A 13,228-nucleotide genomic window follows, 5' to 3' on the forward strand; every position below is an offset into this window, starting at 1 on the left:
ATTCTCATGTCCGACGCGCAGAGCAATGTCGCTCCACGCACGACGTCCGCAAGACCCGCGGCGGCGGGGAGTTCCGCCACCCCCGGCTCAGGAAAACCGGCTAACCGTGCCGTGTTCGGTGCGTCGTTCGGCCACTTGATCGAGATGTTCGATTTCGGCATTTATGGCTTCTTCGTCGCGCCCATCGCGGCCGCGTTCTTCCCCGAGGGCAGTGGAGCGGGCGGTTTTCTCGCGACGCTTGCCGTGTTCGGCGTCGCGTTCCTGGCCCGGCCACTCGGTGGTCTCGTCTTCGGCCGACTGGGCGACACGATCGGCCGACGCAACGCGCTGGCCAGTTCGATCATCCTCATGGGACTGTCCACAATAGCCATTGGCCTGCTTCCGACCTATGCGCAGATCGGGGTGCTGGCACCCATCCTGCTTGTCGTGCTTCGCTTGTTCCAGGGCCTCTCCTTCGGCGGTGAGTTCGGGAACGCCGCGATCCTTATCGCCGAGCACGCTCCCGCCGAGCGGAGGGGCAGGTGGACCTCGCTCATCACAGTGTTCGCTCAGCTCGGTGTGCTACTCGGCGCGCTGGTCAGCGTGCTCGTCAACGCCGGCCTGAGCGAGCAGGCCTACAACGTCTGGGGCTGGCGCCTGGCGTTCTGCCTCGCGGGTGCCCTGTGCGGGATCGCGCTGTACGTCCGGCTCCGCACCGAGGAGTCGCCCGTTTATGAGCAGGCGCAACCGAAAACGCCGTCCGCCCGGCAACCAATCCGCGACGTGTTCCGCTCCGGCTGGCGGCCCATGCTGCTGATCGCCGGTCTCACCGCACTCGGAACGGCGCACTACATGGTGATCACCTACTTCCCGACCTATCTGAAAGACACCACGGAACTCAGCTCCGGCCAGACCCAGACCATTACGTTCCTGCTTCTCGGGTTCCTGATTCTCGCCATTCCGCTCGCGGCCGCCTATGGTGACCGGTTTGGCCGGCGCAGCGCGTTCCTGCTGTGCGCCGGGGGAACCCTGGTTCTCGCTTTGCCGGGATTTCTCGTCGCCAGCTCCGGCGGGATGCCAGCCGCGCTCGGCGGCGGCTTGATGATCGCGTTGCCGCTGGCGTTCTTCCACGGCTCACTCGGACCGATCCAGGCCGAACTCTTCCGCACCGAGGTGCGCGCGACCGGCGCCGGGATTGGCTACAACGTAGGTCTGGTCGCCTTTGTCGGGATGGCTCCCTTCATCGGCGCGCTGCTGGTGGAACAGACCGGGATCACCTACTCGCCCGCGTTCCTGGTGATGACGACGGCCGTGATCGGCATGGCGGCCGCGTTGCGGATGCCTGACACCCGGCGGCTCCGGCTTGAGGACGCGGGCCGATGAACCAGGGTCTCGCCGTCGTCACCGGCAGCCGTGGCGGGATCGGCCGGCACACCTGCCAGCTGCTGGCGGCGCGGGGATGGGAGGTGCTCGGCGTGGATCGTCGGCGTGAGCCCGAAGACCGATACACCGCCTACCGGCTCGACCTGTGCGCGCCTGACGCGGAGGCGGAGCTGTTCACCTCGATCCTTGCCGAGCGCGGCACCCCGCGGGTGCTTGTCAACAACGCGGGTGTGTTCGGTGCGGTGCCGTTCCTCGACACCGGCGCCGACTACCTCGATGACGTGTTCGCGGTGAACTTCGCCGCCGCGTTCCGGCTGACCCAGCAGTTCGTCCGGGCACTGGTCACCGAAGGCAGCCCCGGGGTGGTGGTGAACGTAGCCTCGGTCACCGCCCGGATGGGCGGCTTTGACGTCGCGTATGCCGCGTCCAAGGCCGCTGTGATCGGAATGACCCGCAGCCTGGGGCCTGAGCTGGCGCCATACGGGATCAGAGTCAACGCGGTGGCACCCGGCCATGTGGACACGCCCATGTTGCGCGCCAGTGACCCGGACGAGATCGCGAAGCGCCGCACGCGGATCCCGCTCCGGCGTGCCGCGGATCCGCGTGAGGTTGCGGAGGTCATTGGCTTCCTCGCCGGAGACGCGTCCAGCTACATGACCGGAACCACCGTGGACGTCAACGGTGGCGTCCACTAAGGAGGGTGTCGATGAAAGCGATGGTCATCGCACGGACGGCCGATGGGAACACCCTCGAGCCGCATGAGGTACCCCGACCGGTGCCCGGCCCTGTCGAGGTCGTGATCGCCGTGCGGGCGGCCGGGGTGAACCGAGCGGATCTCGCCCAGCGAGCCGGCACTTACCAGCAGCATGCCACCGCGCGCCGCGGGGAAGTCACGATCGCAGGGCTCGAGGTCGCCGGAGTGATCGAGGCAGTGGGAGACGACGTCACCGGAATCGACGTGGGCGATGAGGTGATGTCGATGTGCTCAGGTGGCTATGCCGAGTACGTCGCCGTCGACCACCGGCTTGTCCTTCCCAAACCGGAGCGGCTGAACTGGCCGCGGGCCGCGGCGACGCCGGTCGCGTTCATCACCGCGCACAACGCCTTGCGCACCACTGCCCGGATGACGCCTGGGGAGAGCGTGCTGATCACGGGCGCGACATCCAGCGTCGGCCTCGCCGCCGTGCAGTTGGCCCGCGCGTGGCACGCCAAACCTCTCCTGGCGACTGCCGGCACCGAGGCCAAGCGCGCTTATCTGCTCGAACGGGGAGCCGATGTCGGGATCAACTACCGCACCGAAGACCTGACCGATCGAGTCCGTGCCGAGACCGAGTCCGGTGTGGACGTTGTCATCGACCTCGTGGGTGGTCCGTGGCTGGCGCAGCTGATGGCGGAGATGGCCGTGAAGGGGCGTCTGGTTTCGGTTGGCCGCCTCGCCGGCAATGTCGGGGAGGCCGATCTTGACGTCCTTGCCAGGAAGCGACTCGAACTACTGGGCGTCAGCTTCCGCACCCGGACCATGGACGAGTACGCCGCCGTTGTCGCCAGTTGCGCCAAAGACGTGCTTGACCTGATCGTCGATGGCTCGCTGGATCCGTTGGTGGCGCGCACTTTTCCGCTCGAACGCGCCAACGACGCGCAACGTTACATGGCTTCGGAGAACTACCTGGGAAAGATTGTGCTGACAGTCGACCGAGCACCGTACTGAAAGGAATCTCTCATGGCGCTGACTGCCGAAGACCGCTTCGAGATCCAGGATCTCTACGCGCGCTACGCTCACTCGATTGACGCCAACGACGGCGAAGCGTACGCGTCCTGCTACACCCGCGACGGGGTTTTCGTGCCCAGCACCGGGCATATCGCCGGAAATACTTACCAGGGCAGGGAAAAGTTGGTGGCGCTGGGCAACGACCTCGACCGGGAACCGCCCACCAGGCACTGGAACTGCAACTATCTGCTGACCGAGCGAGCCGACCACGTCGAGGGCACGTGCTACGCCATGCGGATCGAGATCGGCGGAACGGAACCGGTCGTCGCTGCCAGCGCGGTCTACCACGACGAGATCGTCAAGGAAGACGGACAGTGGAAGTTCCGGGCAAGGCGCCCGAAACTCGATGTGCAGAAATACCGGGCCACCGCGGGCGATCGCTGACAGCGATGGGCGCGTTCGCGTCCGGTTTTGAACCGTGATCAGGTCCGCTCAGGTCGAGGTACGAGCGTAGGTCACGAGCGCCGGGTCGCCGCCGAGCAGGACCTGAAGTCCGATGCTGGTCCCGTCGGCGGTAACCTGGCCGACCGACACGCCGCCGAAGACGGTACTGGACTGTCCTGTTCGGATATCGGCTACTTCCAGGCCCGCCCGGAGTTGCTCGCCGCTGGCCATGTCGCGTGCGTGCGGTCAGGTACGCCTGAGTGCCGCGCTGTGGGTCGGAGTCGGAGGTGTCCACGACGTCGCCCTGGAGCGCGGCTTGCTCGTAGTAGACGCGGAGCACTACGGGGTGCGCTACGAACAACGCCACCGCGAGCAAGGGCTGCTCCTCGACCAGGTTCGCCGCGGGCGCCGGCCTTCCGCCTCGGCTCGCTACTGCACTTCGGATCAGAAGCGAGGCCCTGCAAGGAAACTCATCACGCAACTGGTCGCCGTGCTCGGCGATCTGGGCCGTCCGGCCCGCCTGCTGAACTGCATGGGCCTGCGCGCCGCGGAGTCGCGGGCGCGGCTGAAAAAGGCACGCCTGAGCCGTGATGAGGCCGCTAGCAGCGGCCGACGCACTTTCGACACCTGGCTTCCGATCCACGACTGGACCGAAACCCATGTACGGCAACGAGTTCGTACGTCCGGGGTGCCCTACCACCCGGCCTATGACCAGGGCATGACCCGACATGTTGACCGGACTACGGCGCGACACGCCCTCCCGTCGAAGAACAACGAGGAACGACTGCTGCTGGTGACCCCGGAGCTGGCCAGCGTCCTGGCCGCGGTGATCCACCGGATCCGTGATGCCGACGGCCGGGTTCCCCTGGTCGCTCGCTATGACCCGTCACGGGTAGGGGACCGGCTTTGTGAGGGCGTATTCGACCTCGGTGGGGGTCTTGAACGGGCCGTTCCGGTTGACGACTTCGGTTTTGAACACCTCCGGTGATCGTCTCTGCTAGAGCGTTGTCGTAGGCGTCGCCAACTGAGCCGATGGAGGCCGATAGTCCTTGTAGAGCAAGGGATTCGGTGAACTTCACCGACGTGTATCGACTGCCTGCATCGGAATGGTGGATCAGGCCGGGCTCGACCGGGTGCCCGTAATGGCCACGTCGCCACACGGCCGTGTTGAGTGCTGTGGACACCAGCGCGGTCGTCTTCGTGCTCGACGTGGTCCAGCCGATGATCGCGCGGGAGTGAACATCGAACACGAACGCCACGTAGCACCATCCAGCCCAGGTCGAGACGTAGGTGAAGCCGGCCACCCAACACGTGGTTCGGCGCGTGCGCGGTGAAGTCGCGGTTGAGCTTGTCCCCGGCACGCACGCCATCCCCGCCAGGGATCGTGGTGCGCTGCTTGCGGCCTCTCACCACGCCGTTCATGTCCAGTTCGCGCATGATCCGATCAACGGTGCAGAACGCCGCGTCATGGCCCTGACGACGCAGGTAGCGGGTCATCTTGCGGCGCCCGTACATCTCCTCCGGTTTCCCTCGCAGCTCACGCAACCCGTGCTCCACGTGAGCGTCAGCAATATCCCGGACCGACGGAGCCCGGCGGCGGGCTTTGCGATAGGTCCTGGGCGCGATCTGTACTCCGTGCAGCGACAGCGCACGACAGATCGACTCCACGCCATAGACCTGGCGGTACTCGTCGATGAATCCGACGATCAGCGGTGTCGCGGGTCGAGTTCCCGCGCGAAGAAAGCCGAAGCCAGCTTCAGGATCTCGTTGGCCTGCTTGAGATCCCGGACCTCTTTCCGCAACCGCCGCAACTCATCACGCTCACCCGCCGACAACCCCGGCCCTCCCTTGCCACCCGACTGAGATCCCTCCGCGAGGGCCCTCTTCACCCACAGCCGCAACAACTCGTGATACACATCAACCAACGGGCCGATCGCCTTCGCAGCGGCATACGGGGACTCGAACTCATCCAGCCGTTCCAAGACCAAACGAACGGCCTTCTCACGAACCTCGGGCGGGTAACGCTTCGACATGATGACGACCATCTTCCCTCAAAACAGGAAGCAGCCCCCAACCCGCGACGGTTCACACCGTGTCCGAAGTGGCGCAAATGCTCGGCTATGGGCTCTCAAAGACCAAGCAACTCATAGCCACGGGACAGATCAAGTCAGTCAAGGACGGCGGCAATCGCCGCGTTCTTCCCCAATGGGTCGACGATTACATCGCCGGACTCGTAGAGGCGGCCTGAGATGGCGGGCAAGGGGCGCGCGAACGGCGAGGGGTCGATCTACCCGTTCCGCAACGGCTTCGCCGCGTACGTCTGGGTCACCACCCCGACCGGCGAGAAGAAGCGCAAGTACGTCTACGGTCCGACGCGCGAAGTGGGTCGCGCTTCACCAGGCAGCCAAGAATGGCGTTCCGGCGTCCGGAAGATCACCGTTCACGACGGGCGGCGGTCCTGCGGCACACTCCTGGTCGACCTCGATGTGCACCCGCGCGTGATCATGCGCATCCTGCGGCACGCCCAGTTCTCGATGACGATGGAGATCTACTCGCAAGCGTCGTCGAAGAAGACGCGGGACACGCTCAAGCGTCTTGGCGAGAGCCTCGATGAGTAGCGCCGCTGCTGTACTTTGCTGCTATCACGACAATGGAAAAGGCCGTCCACACTACTGTGGGCGGCCTTTGACGTGCAGTGGAGCTGAGGGGAATCGAACCCCTGACCTTCTCGATGCGAACGAGACGCGCTACCAACTGCGCTACAGCCCCTGGTGAAGCTCGATGAGCATAACAGCCCTGCCATGCCCATCGAGCGAGGGGGTCCTTACTCTCCGACAGCTCTCCGATACGGAAGCCTGCCGGGTTCGTCGAGTTCGTGGAACGCGGGGTCCTCGTCCTCGAGATCCACCACGACCGCCTGCCTACGGATGCGCGAGGTCGGCACCGGCTTGCGTTCGGAGCCCACTGGCTCGCGCCGCGGCGCGGTGACGAACTCGATGTGCTCGACCGGCTCGGCCGCCCGCGCCTGGCGGCGGTTCGCGTTGCTGAACCTGGCGAGCCTGCGCTGACGGATCTCCTCCTCGATACGGACCTGCCGCCGCAGGTACACGAGGTAGCCGACCAGTGTCGCGTCGGCGAGGCCGTTGGCCCACCACACGATCGGCAGGACGAATCCTGCGATGACCGCGGTCACCACGACCACGAGGATCAGCCCGAGCACGACCCGCTGGCGGAAGGCGTACTTCGCGCGGGCGGCCATCTCCGCGGCTTCGGGATCGAACCCGCCACGGCCGGGCCGGTACCGGCGGCCGGACGAGTCATCGGCGCCGGCCTTGCGAACCGGCTCCGGCTCGTCGTAGTCCTCGTCGAGATCCTCGTCGTCAGCGGAGTCGACCAGGTCCTCGTCCGGCAGGTCGTCGCCTGCTTTCGCGTCTCCGGTCATGGCGGACTCCCTTCGCCATTCGCTTCGTGCACTCCCGCTCCGCACCACTCGCGCGGCCAGCGCGGAGTCGGTGGTTTGTGTGATTTCCTGACGCTTGCGCGCGATCATGGGAACGAGAACGACAAGCCATGCCGCGGCCAGCGCGACAATGATCAGTGAGCTTGGCATCTCCCGTCACCTCCCCCGCCCCGTACTGCCTGTTCATCGTGGATTCGCGCGACCAGACGTCGTGGCCGCCCCACTCCCGTCTCCACTCCGACCGTCGTCACGCTAGTCACAGGAGTAACAGAAAACCCGAAGGCTCGCCGGACAGATCGCGGAAAACCATCGCGAGATCGGGTGAAAAACTCACAAAGTGTTAACGCGTCGGGGGACGGTGGGCCATACCACCGGCCACCAGGCGCGCAGCGACGCCGTCGCCGATCTCCTCAACGGTGATGGCGAAGCTGAGGTGATCACGCCACGCGCCCGCGACGTCGAGATACCGCAGGAAGAGCCCCTCCTGCCGGTAACCGGTCTTGGTCAGCACCCGCAGGCTCGGCCCGTTCTCCGGCCGCACGGTCGCCTCGAGCCGGTGCAGGCCGGCCACCGCGAACGCGTGATCGGTCACCAGCGCCACCGCCGCCGTGGCCACCCCGCCACCAGCGAGCTCCGACGACACCCAGTAACCGACCCACGCCGACCGCAGCGACGCGCGGATGACGTTGCCCAGCGTGATCTGCCCGGCGAACACGCCGTCCACCGTGATGGCGAAGGGCAGGCACTGTCCCCGGCGCGCCAGCCCGCGCAGGGACGCCCACTGCGAGGGCCAGGCCCACCTGGCGTTGCGGTCGTGCCAGGAGCCGGTCGAGGTCGGCTCCCATTGCTCCAGGTACTCCCGGTCGCGCAACCGGATCCGGCTCCACTCCGCGCCGTCGCGCAGGCGAATCGGCCGCAGGGCGACCGTGCCCGCACGCACGACGAGCGGGCCCAGCTTGGCCGGCCAACCGGGATGCCGCGGCTCGGCACCGTACGGGCCGGCGTACGCCTGCGAGGTCATCGCCGGAAAGGTTAGGCCCGTTGGGCCAGGAAAGTGACCTTGACCTGCTCGCCGGCAGCGACCTCGGTGAGGTCCTCGTCCACGTTGATCAGGCAGTTCGCCTCGGCGAGCGAGGCCAGCAAATGCGCACCGGACGTGCCGAGCGGCTGCACCAGGTACTCGCCGTTGCTCTCGTCGCGCAGCAGCTGTCCGCGCAGGAAACCCCGGCGGCCCTTCGTCGACGTCACGGGTGAGAGCAGGCGCGCGTCGACGATCCTGCGGTGCGGGTTCCGGGTTCCCCTTGCGGCGCGGATCAGCGGTCGGATCATCACCTCGAACACGACCAGCGCGCTCATCGGGTTGGCCGGGATCAGGAAGGTCGGCACCGAGTCCGGACCGAGCCTGCCGAAGCCCTGCGCCGAGCCGGGATGCATCCCGACCCGGTGCAGGTCGATGCCGCCCAGGTCGGACAGCGCGGCGTGCACCTCGTCGGCGGTGGCGCCGCCCGCGCCGCCTGCGACGACCACGACCTCCGACATGAGCAGCCTGCCCTCGACGGTCTCGCGCAGCCGTTTTGGATCGAGCGGCACGATGCCTACCCGGCTCACCTCGGCGCCTGCATCGCGGGCGGCCGCTGCCAGCGCGTAGGAGTTGACGTCGTAGACCTGCCCGACCGAGGGCGTACGGTCCACGTCGACCAGCTCGTCACCGACGGAGATGATCGAGACCCGGGGCCGGGGGTAGACCAGCACCTTGGACCGGCCGACGGCCGCCAGCAAACCGACCTGCGCCGCGCCGATCGTGTCACCAGTGCGCACCGCGACGTCGCCGATCTGCACGTCCTCGCCGGTCCGCCGCACATACGCCGCGGACGGCACCGAGCGCTGCACCGTGACCTTCGCCTGGTGACCGTCGGTGAACGCCGTGGGCACGACCGCGTCGGCCAGCGTGGGCAGCGGCGCACCAGTCGCCACCCGCACCGCCTGGCCCGGCTGCAACCTGCGCGGCTGCCGGGAACCGGCCGGGATCTCCCCCACCACCGGAAGCTGTACCGGCTCCTGTCCCGCCGGTCGAACGTCGACGCTGCGGACCGCGTAGCCGTCCACCGCCGCCTGGTCGAAGCCTGGCAGCGCGTGCTCGGCGACCACCTCCTCGGCACAGAGCAGGCCCTGGGCCTCCGAGATCGCCACACGCACCGGGCGTGGCCGCACGGCCGCCTCGAGTACGCGCGACAACTGCTCGTCGACCGACCGGAAGTCAGTGCCTTCCGGCGTGTCAGCGCGGATCGCGTCGCGTTCGGTCATCAGTCGGCGTTCTCGATTCTTTCGGCCAGCCACGTGCGCAGCGATGGCCCATAGTCCGGGTCCTTCAGCGCGAAGTCCACCGCGGCACGCAGGAAGCCACCCGGATTTCCGAGGTCGTGCCTGCCACCGTGGTGAACAACGATATGCACAGGGTGACCCTCGGCGATGAGCAACGCCACGGCATCGGTGAGTTGCAATTCACCACCAGCGCCCGGCTCGATGCGGCGCAGCGCGTCGAAGACCGCACGGTCCAGCAGGTAGCGGCCCGCCGCGGCGTAGGTCGAGGGTGCCTCCTCGGGCGCCGGCTTCTCGACCATGCCGTGCACCCGCTTGACGTCGGGTTCGCCCGTGTCGGAGACGTCGAACACCCCGTATGGCGAGATCTCCTCCTTGGGGATGTCGAAGGCACACAGCACGCTGCCGCCGTACTGGGCCCGAACCTCGGCCATCCTGCCGAGAACTCCGATCGGCAGCACCAGGTCGTCGGGCAGCAGCACGGCCACGGCCGTGTCCTCGTCCGTCAGGTTCGGCTCGGCCTGCGCGACGGCGTGCCCGAGTCCCAGCGCCTGTTCCTGGATCGCTACCTCGACGTCGAGCAGGCCGGGGCCGCGCCGCACCTTCTCCAGCAGGTCGGTCCTGCCCTTGCGTTCGAGGGTTTCCTCCAGCTCCGGCCTGCGCCGAAAGTAGCCGACGACGGATTCCTTACCCGGCGACGTGACGATCACCATCCGCTTCGCCCCCGCCTGCGCCGCCTCGTTCGCGACGAGCTCGATACCAGGGGTGTCCACGACCGGCAGCAGCTCCTTGGGCACGGCCTTGGTGGTGGGCAGGAATCTCGTGCCCAGGCCCGCTGCCGGAACGATGGCGGTTCGGAAGGTGGTGTCAGTCGTGGCGCCCGTCATGGGCGCAAAGCCTAACCTGATCCGGTGTACGAACCCGCTAATGACAAGCTCAGCAAGGGAGAATGGCGGGCGCGGCTGACCGCGGAACGAGCGGCGATCTCCGCCGAGCGGCGGGCGACCGAAGCCGGCGCGCTCGCCGAGGCCGTGACCAGCCTCACCGCCGATACCGTCTGCTGCTACGTCCCCTTCGGCGACGAACCCGGCTCGATCACGCTGCTCGATGTCCTGCGCGGCCGCGGCGCCCGGGTGCTGCTGCCTGTCGTCCCACCGACGCCCGCGCCGCTGGACTGGGCGGAGTACACGGGGGCGTCCGGCCTGGTCACCGGCCGTTTCCGGGGTGTGCTGGAGCCCACCGGGCCGCGACTGGGCCCGCGCGGCATCGCCGCCGCCGACCTCGTCCTGCTGCCAGCGCTCGCGGTGGATCGCCGTGGCGTACGCCTCGGCCGCGGCGCCGGCTTCTACGACCGGTCCCTTCCCTTCGCGGCGCCGGACACCGGGCTGGTTGCAGTGATCCGCGACAGCGAGCTGGTGGACCGGTTGCCGGCCGAACCCCACGACATCCGGATGACCGGGGCGCTCACGCCTGGTCACGGGCTGGTTCGGCTGCCCTGCCCGGACGCGGTGTGACCCGGACCTCGATTGCGCCGGCGGAATGCCATCAAGCAAAATTGGGTTAGCACTCTTAGGAGTCGAGTGCCAACGCGTGAAGGAGCCCCCGTGCCGACTTACCAGTACGCCTGCAAAGACTGCGGCCACCAGTTCGAGGCGGTCCAGTCTTTCTCCGACGCCAGCCTGTCCGAGTGCCCGGAATGCAACGGAACACTGCGTAAGCTCTTCGGTTCCGTCGGCGTGATCTTCAAGGGCAGCGGGTTCTACCGGACCGACTCACGGTCTTCGAGCAGCTCGTCCAGCGGCAGCTCGTCGAACGGCTCGGCCAAGAGCTCCGACAGCAGCAAGTCGGACTCGAGCTCCAGCACGAGCACGTCGTCCACCTCGTCGTCCAGCTCGACCACGAGCGCGGCCGCGTCCTGACGGCCGAGTTATCCACAACAACCCGGTTATCCACAGGTTCGTGAATTGCCGCTTCCCCTGCCTGGGGAAGGGTTCCTAGCGTCGGTGAGGTCGAGGGCGGAACCCCTCCGCCCCACACCGGACCGATGGGGGACGACGGCAATGAACGACAGGCCTGCGGGCCGCCGGTGGCACCACCGATTCCTACCGCTGTTCCGTGGCCACCCGGCCACCCTGGTCCGGCGCGCACTCGCCGCACTGCTGTTCCTGCTCGCCGCCGCGCTCGCACTCCATCCGGCGACCGCGGACGACGAGCCGGGCAGCGCACTCCTCGTCGCCGCCCGCGATCTACCGCTCGGCACCACCCTGCGGCCTGCTGACGTCCGCGTCGTGCGGGCACCCGACTCCCTGCGCCCTTCCGGCGCGCTCACCGACCCTGCCGAGATCGACGGCAGGCTGCTCGTCGGCATCGCCCGTGCAGGTGAACCTTTGACCGATGTGCGACTCGTCGGCAAGCAGGTCACCCCGCCTGGCACCGCGACCGTGCCGGTGCGGCTGGCCGACGCGGGCGTCGCTGCGCTCCTGCGGCCCGGCTCCCGAGTCGACGTGGTGTCGCTCGCTGCCGCCGAGCAGAGCGAAAAGCTGCTGGCCAGTGGGGCCACGGTGCTCACCGTGCTCGGTACGGGCGGCCAGCCGCGGGACGGACCGCTCGCCGGGGACGACGCTCCACTCGTGCTCCTGGCTGTGCCCGTGGACGCCGCTGCGCACCTGGCGGCGGTTTCCCTCGCACAACCGGTGACCGTTACCCTCCGCTAGCCAATGTCCTATGTGGAAGGGAGCGGGCGTGTTGAAGGGCTTCAAGGATTTCCTGATGCGTGGCAACGTCATGGAGCTCGCGGTCGCCGTGGTCATCGGCACCGCCTTCACCGCGATCGTCACGGCGTTCACGAACGGCCTGATCAAGCCGCTGATCAACGCCATCGGCGGTTCGGACGCGGCCCAGGGCCTCGGCTTCAACGTGCTGAGCGGCAACGACTCGACGTTTCTCGACTTCGGATCGGTGATCAATGCGGCGATCAACTTCGTGATCATCGCCGCGGTGGTCTACTTCCTGCTCGTGCTGCCGGTGCAGAGGGTCCAGGCTCGACGCAAGCGCGGCCAGGAGCCCGCACCCGCGGAACCGACCGACGTCGAGCTGCTGGCCGAGATCAGGGACCTGCTGAAGGAACAGCGCGTCCGGGACTGACTGCCGCTCTCAGCGATCGTGATGCGGTGGGCGGTTCTCGACGTACCAGTCGTCGGTGGACGAGCGGCTCGGCTGCGTGTCGCGTTCGTCCGACGTGGTCTCGGGCAGGACCTCTCCGAATACCTCGTCGATCGTGCGGCGCCGGGATCGACGAGGTGGCTCAGGAGGTTCCGCATCGGGGCGGTGCTGGTGCTTGCTGGTCACGGTCACACGAGGTTCGTCAGTCCTGGTCGAGCCCGGACAGTTCTTCGATGACGTAGGACAGGAGGGAGGACAACGTCGCCATACCGTCACGGACGGCGGCACGCGAGCCTGCCAGGTTGACCACGAGCGTGCTGCCGGACACCCCGACGAGGCCCCGCGAGATGCCGGCATCGATGGCACCGGCGGCCAGCCCCGACGAGCGCAGTGCCTCGCCGATGCCCGGGATCGGGCGATCGAGGACGCCGGCAGTGGCGTCCGGGGTGACGTCTCGCGGCGAGACGCCGGTCGCCCCGACGGTGATCACGAGGTCGACACCACCGATCACGGCGGTGTTGAGCGCGTTACGGATCTCGACGGTGTCCGCGCGCACCACGACAGTGCCGTCGACGATGAAACCGGCCTCTTCGAGCAGCTCGGTCACCAGCGGTCCGGCGGTGTCCTCGTTCTCGTCCTGAGCTGCGCGGTCGTCCACGATCACCACGAGAGCGCGGCCAAGCCGCTGTGCACTCCGTTCCATGTGCACCACCGTAGTGGAGCGGAAGTCCCGTGCGTGATCCCACGTATGGTCGCCTCTGACGTCCACAGTG

Annotated in this window: 19 protein-coding genes, 1 tRNA gene, 2 pseudogenes and 1 other annotated feature; of the genes and pseudogenes, 11 read left to right on the forward strand and 11 right to left on the reverse strand. The window is 67.6% G+C overall.

Annotated elements, in window-relative coordinates; translation table 11 throughout:
- The first annotated feature begins 6 nt into the window (after positions 1-6).
- From ABZ863_RS29875 to ABZ863_RS29890, 4 genes are read left to right on the forward strand one after another with little or no spacing between them, the layout of a single operon-like run.
- A complete protein-coding gene (locus tag ABZ863_RS29875; protein WP_358542401.1) occupies positions 7-1,362 on the forward strand; it encodes an MFS transporter in 1,356 nt (451 codons plus the stop codon).
- Positions 1,359-2,057, forward strand: coding sequence for an SDR family oxidoreductase (locus ABZ863_RS29880; RefSeq protein WP_358542403.1), 699 nt, complete (start codon positions 1,359-1,361; stop codon positions 2,055-2,057). Before ABZ863_RS29875 ends, ABZ863_RS29880 begins: the two co-directional genes overlap by 4 nt.
- 11 nt (positions 2,058-2,068) lie before the next feature.
- Entirely contained in the window at positions 2,069-3,070 is a 1,002-nt protein-coding gene (locus tag ABZ863_RS29885) for an NAD(P)H-quinone oxidoreductase (RefSeq protein WP_358542406.1), read from the forward strand.
- A gap of 12 nt (positions 3,071-3,082) precedes the next feature.
- Positions 3,083-3,514, forward strand: a complete 432-nt coding sequence (locus ABZ863_RS29890) for a nuclear transport factor 2 family protein (protein ID WP_358542408.1) — start codon at positions 3,083-3,085, stop codon at positions 3,512-3,514.
- Positions 3,515-3,562: 48 nt separating this feature from the next.
- Here ABZ863_RS29890 and ABZ863_RS29895 read toward each other — a convergent pair whose 3' ends face one another.
- Positions 3,563-3,745 (reverse strand): hypothetical protein, encoded by a 183-nt coding sequence (locus ABZ863_RS29895; protein ID WP_358542410.1) that lies wholly within the window; start codon positions 3,743-3,745, stop codon positions 3,563-3,565.
- Between the two features lie 115 nt (positions 3,746-3,860).
- On the opposite strand from ABZ863_RS29895, the gene ABZ863_RS29900 reads away from it, so the two are divergent.
- Entirely contained in the window at positions 3,861-4,502 is a 642-nt protein-coding gene (locus ABZ863_RS29900; protein WP_358542412.1) for a phosphoadenosine phosphosulfate reductase family protein, read from the forward strand.
- A gap of 40 nt (positions 4,503-4,542) precedes the next feature.
- Here ABZ863_RS29900 and ABZ863_RS29905 read toward each other — a convergent pair.
- The 3 genes and pseudogenes from ABZ863_RS29905 to ABZ863_RS29915 form a co-directional block, all read right to left on the reverse strand.
- Positions 4,543-4,884, reverse strand: a pseudogene (locus ABZ863_RS29905) (DDE-type integrase/transposase/recombinase); the annotation flags it as partial.
- Positions 4,885-4,921: 37 nt separating this feature from the next.
- A pseudogene (locus ABZ863_RS29910) lies at positions 4,922-5,029 on the reverse strand (IS3 family transposase); the annotation flags it as partial.
- Between the two features lie 102 nt (positions 5,030-5,131).
- Positions 5,132-5,260: a sequence feature (AL1L pseudoknot), on the reverse strand.
- Positions 5,221-5,547: a hypothetical protein gene (locus tag ABZ863_RS29915; protein ID WP_358542414.1), complete on the reverse strand. Its 327-nt coding sequence runs from the start codon at positions 5,545-5,547 to the stop codon at positions 5,221-5,223. Its footprint overlaps the feature before it by 40 nt.
- A gap of 59 nt (positions 5,548-5,606) precedes the next feature.
- On the opposite strand from ABZ863_RS29915, the gene ABZ863_RS29920 reads away from it, so the two are divergent.
- A complete protein-coding gene (locus tag ABZ863_RS29920; protein WP_358542416.1) occupies positions 5,607-5,762 on the forward strand; it encodes an excisionase family DNA-binding protein in 156 nt (51 codons plus the stop codon).
- A 1-nt stretch (position 5,763) separates the two neighbouring features.
- Positions 5,764-6,132: a hypothetical protein gene (locus ABZ863_RS29925; RefSeq protein ID WP_358542418.1), complete on the forward strand. Its 369-nt coding sequence runs from the start codon at positions 5,764-5,766 to the stop codon at positions 6,130-6,132.
- A gap of 78 nt (positions 6,133-6,210) precedes the next feature.
- Here the strand turns inward: ABZ863_RS29925 and ABZ863_RS29930 are convergent.
- The 5 genes from ABZ863_RS29930 to ABZ863_RS29950 all read right to left on the reverse strand — a co-directional run bounded on the left by ABZ863_RS29930 (position 6,211) and on the right by ABZ863_RS29950 (position 10,180).
- Positions 6,211-6,283 (reverse strand) — tRNA-Ala (locus ABZ863_RS29930).
- A gap of 55 nt (positions 6,284-6,338) precedes the next feature.
- Positions 6,339-7,124, reverse strand: coding sequence for a gephyrin-like molybdotransferase receptor GlpR (glpR, locus tag ABZ863_RS29935; RefSeq protein ID WP_358542420.1), 786 nt, complete (start codon positions 7,122-7,124; stop codon positions 6,339-6,341).
- A 190-nt stretch (positions 7,125-7,314) separates the two neighbouring features.
- Positions 7,315-7,995 (reverse strand): GNAT family protein, encoded by a 681-nt coding sequence (locus ABZ863_RS29940; RefSeq protein WP_358542422.1) that lies wholly within the window; start codon positions 7,993-7,995, stop codon positions 7,315-7,317.
- 11 nt (positions 7,996-8,006) lie between these two features.
- Positions 8,007-9,278, reverse strand: coding sequence for a gephyrin-like molybdotransferase Glp (glp, locus tag ABZ863_RS29945; protein ID WP_358542425.1), 1,272 nt, complete (start codon positions 9,276-9,278; stop codon positions 8,007-8,009).
- Complete coding sequence (locus ABZ863_RS29950; protein ID WP_358542428.1) at positions 9,278-10,180, reverse strand: UTP--glucose-1-phosphate uridylyltransferase; 903 nt, start codon at positions 10,178-10,180, stop codon at positions 9,278-9,280. The genes glp and ABZ863_RS29950 overlap by 1 nt, the downstream gene beginning before the upstream one ends.
- 24 nt (positions 10,181-10,204) lie before the next feature.
- On the opposite strand from ABZ863_RS29950, the gene ABZ863_RS29955 reads away from it, so the two are divergent.
- From ABZ863_RS29955 to mscL, 4 genes are all read left to right on the forward strand, one after another.
- Positions 10,205-10,807, forward strand: a complete 603-nt coding sequence (locus ABZ863_RS29955; RefSeq protein ID WP_358542430.1) for a 5-formyltetrahydrofolate cyclo-ligase — start codon at positions 10,205-10,207, stop codon at positions 10,805-10,807.
- A gap of 90 nt (positions 10,808-10,897) precedes the next feature.
- Positions 10,898-11,212 (forward strand): FmdB family zinc ribbon protein, encoded by a 315-nt coding sequence (locus ABZ863_RS29960; RefSeq protein WP_358542433.1) that lies wholly within the window; start codon positions 10,898-10,900, stop codon positions 11,210-11,212.
- 141 nt (positions 11,213-11,353) lie between these two features.
- Entirely contained in the window at positions 11,354-12,007 is a 654-nt protein-coding gene (locus tag ABZ863_RS29965; protein WP_358542435.1) for an SAF domain-containing protein, read from the forward strand.
- Between the two features lie 28 nt (positions 12,008-12,035).
- A complete protein-coding gene (gene mscL, locus ABZ863_RS29970; RefSeq protein WP_358542436.1) occupies positions 12,036-12,437 on the forward strand; it encodes a large-conductance mechanosensitive channel protein MscL in 402 nt (133 codons plus the stop codon).
- A 9-nt stretch (positions 12,438-12,446) separates the two neighbouring features.
- Here mscL and ABZ863_RS29975 read toward each other — a convergent pair whose 3' ends face one another.
- Positions 12,447-12,647, reverse strand: coding sequence for a hypothetical protein (locus ABZ863_RS29975; RefSeq protein WP_358542438.1), 201 nt, complete (start codon positions 12,645-12,647; stop codon positions 12,447-12,449).
- Between the two features lie 10 nt (positions 12,648-12,657).
- Complete coding sequence (locus tag ABZ863_RS29980; RefSeq protein WP_358542441.1) at positions 12,658-13,158, reverse strand: MogA/MoaB family molybdenum cofactor biosynthesis protein; 501 nt, start codon at positions 13,156-13,158, stop codon at positions 12,658-12,660.
- Positions 13,159-13,228 lie beyond the last annotated feature (70 nt).

Source organism: Saccharomonospora sp. NPDC046836, from assembly GCF_040645195.1.
Lineage (GTDB): Bacteria > Actinomycetota > Actinomycetes > Mycobacteriales > Pseudonocardiaceae > Prauserella_A.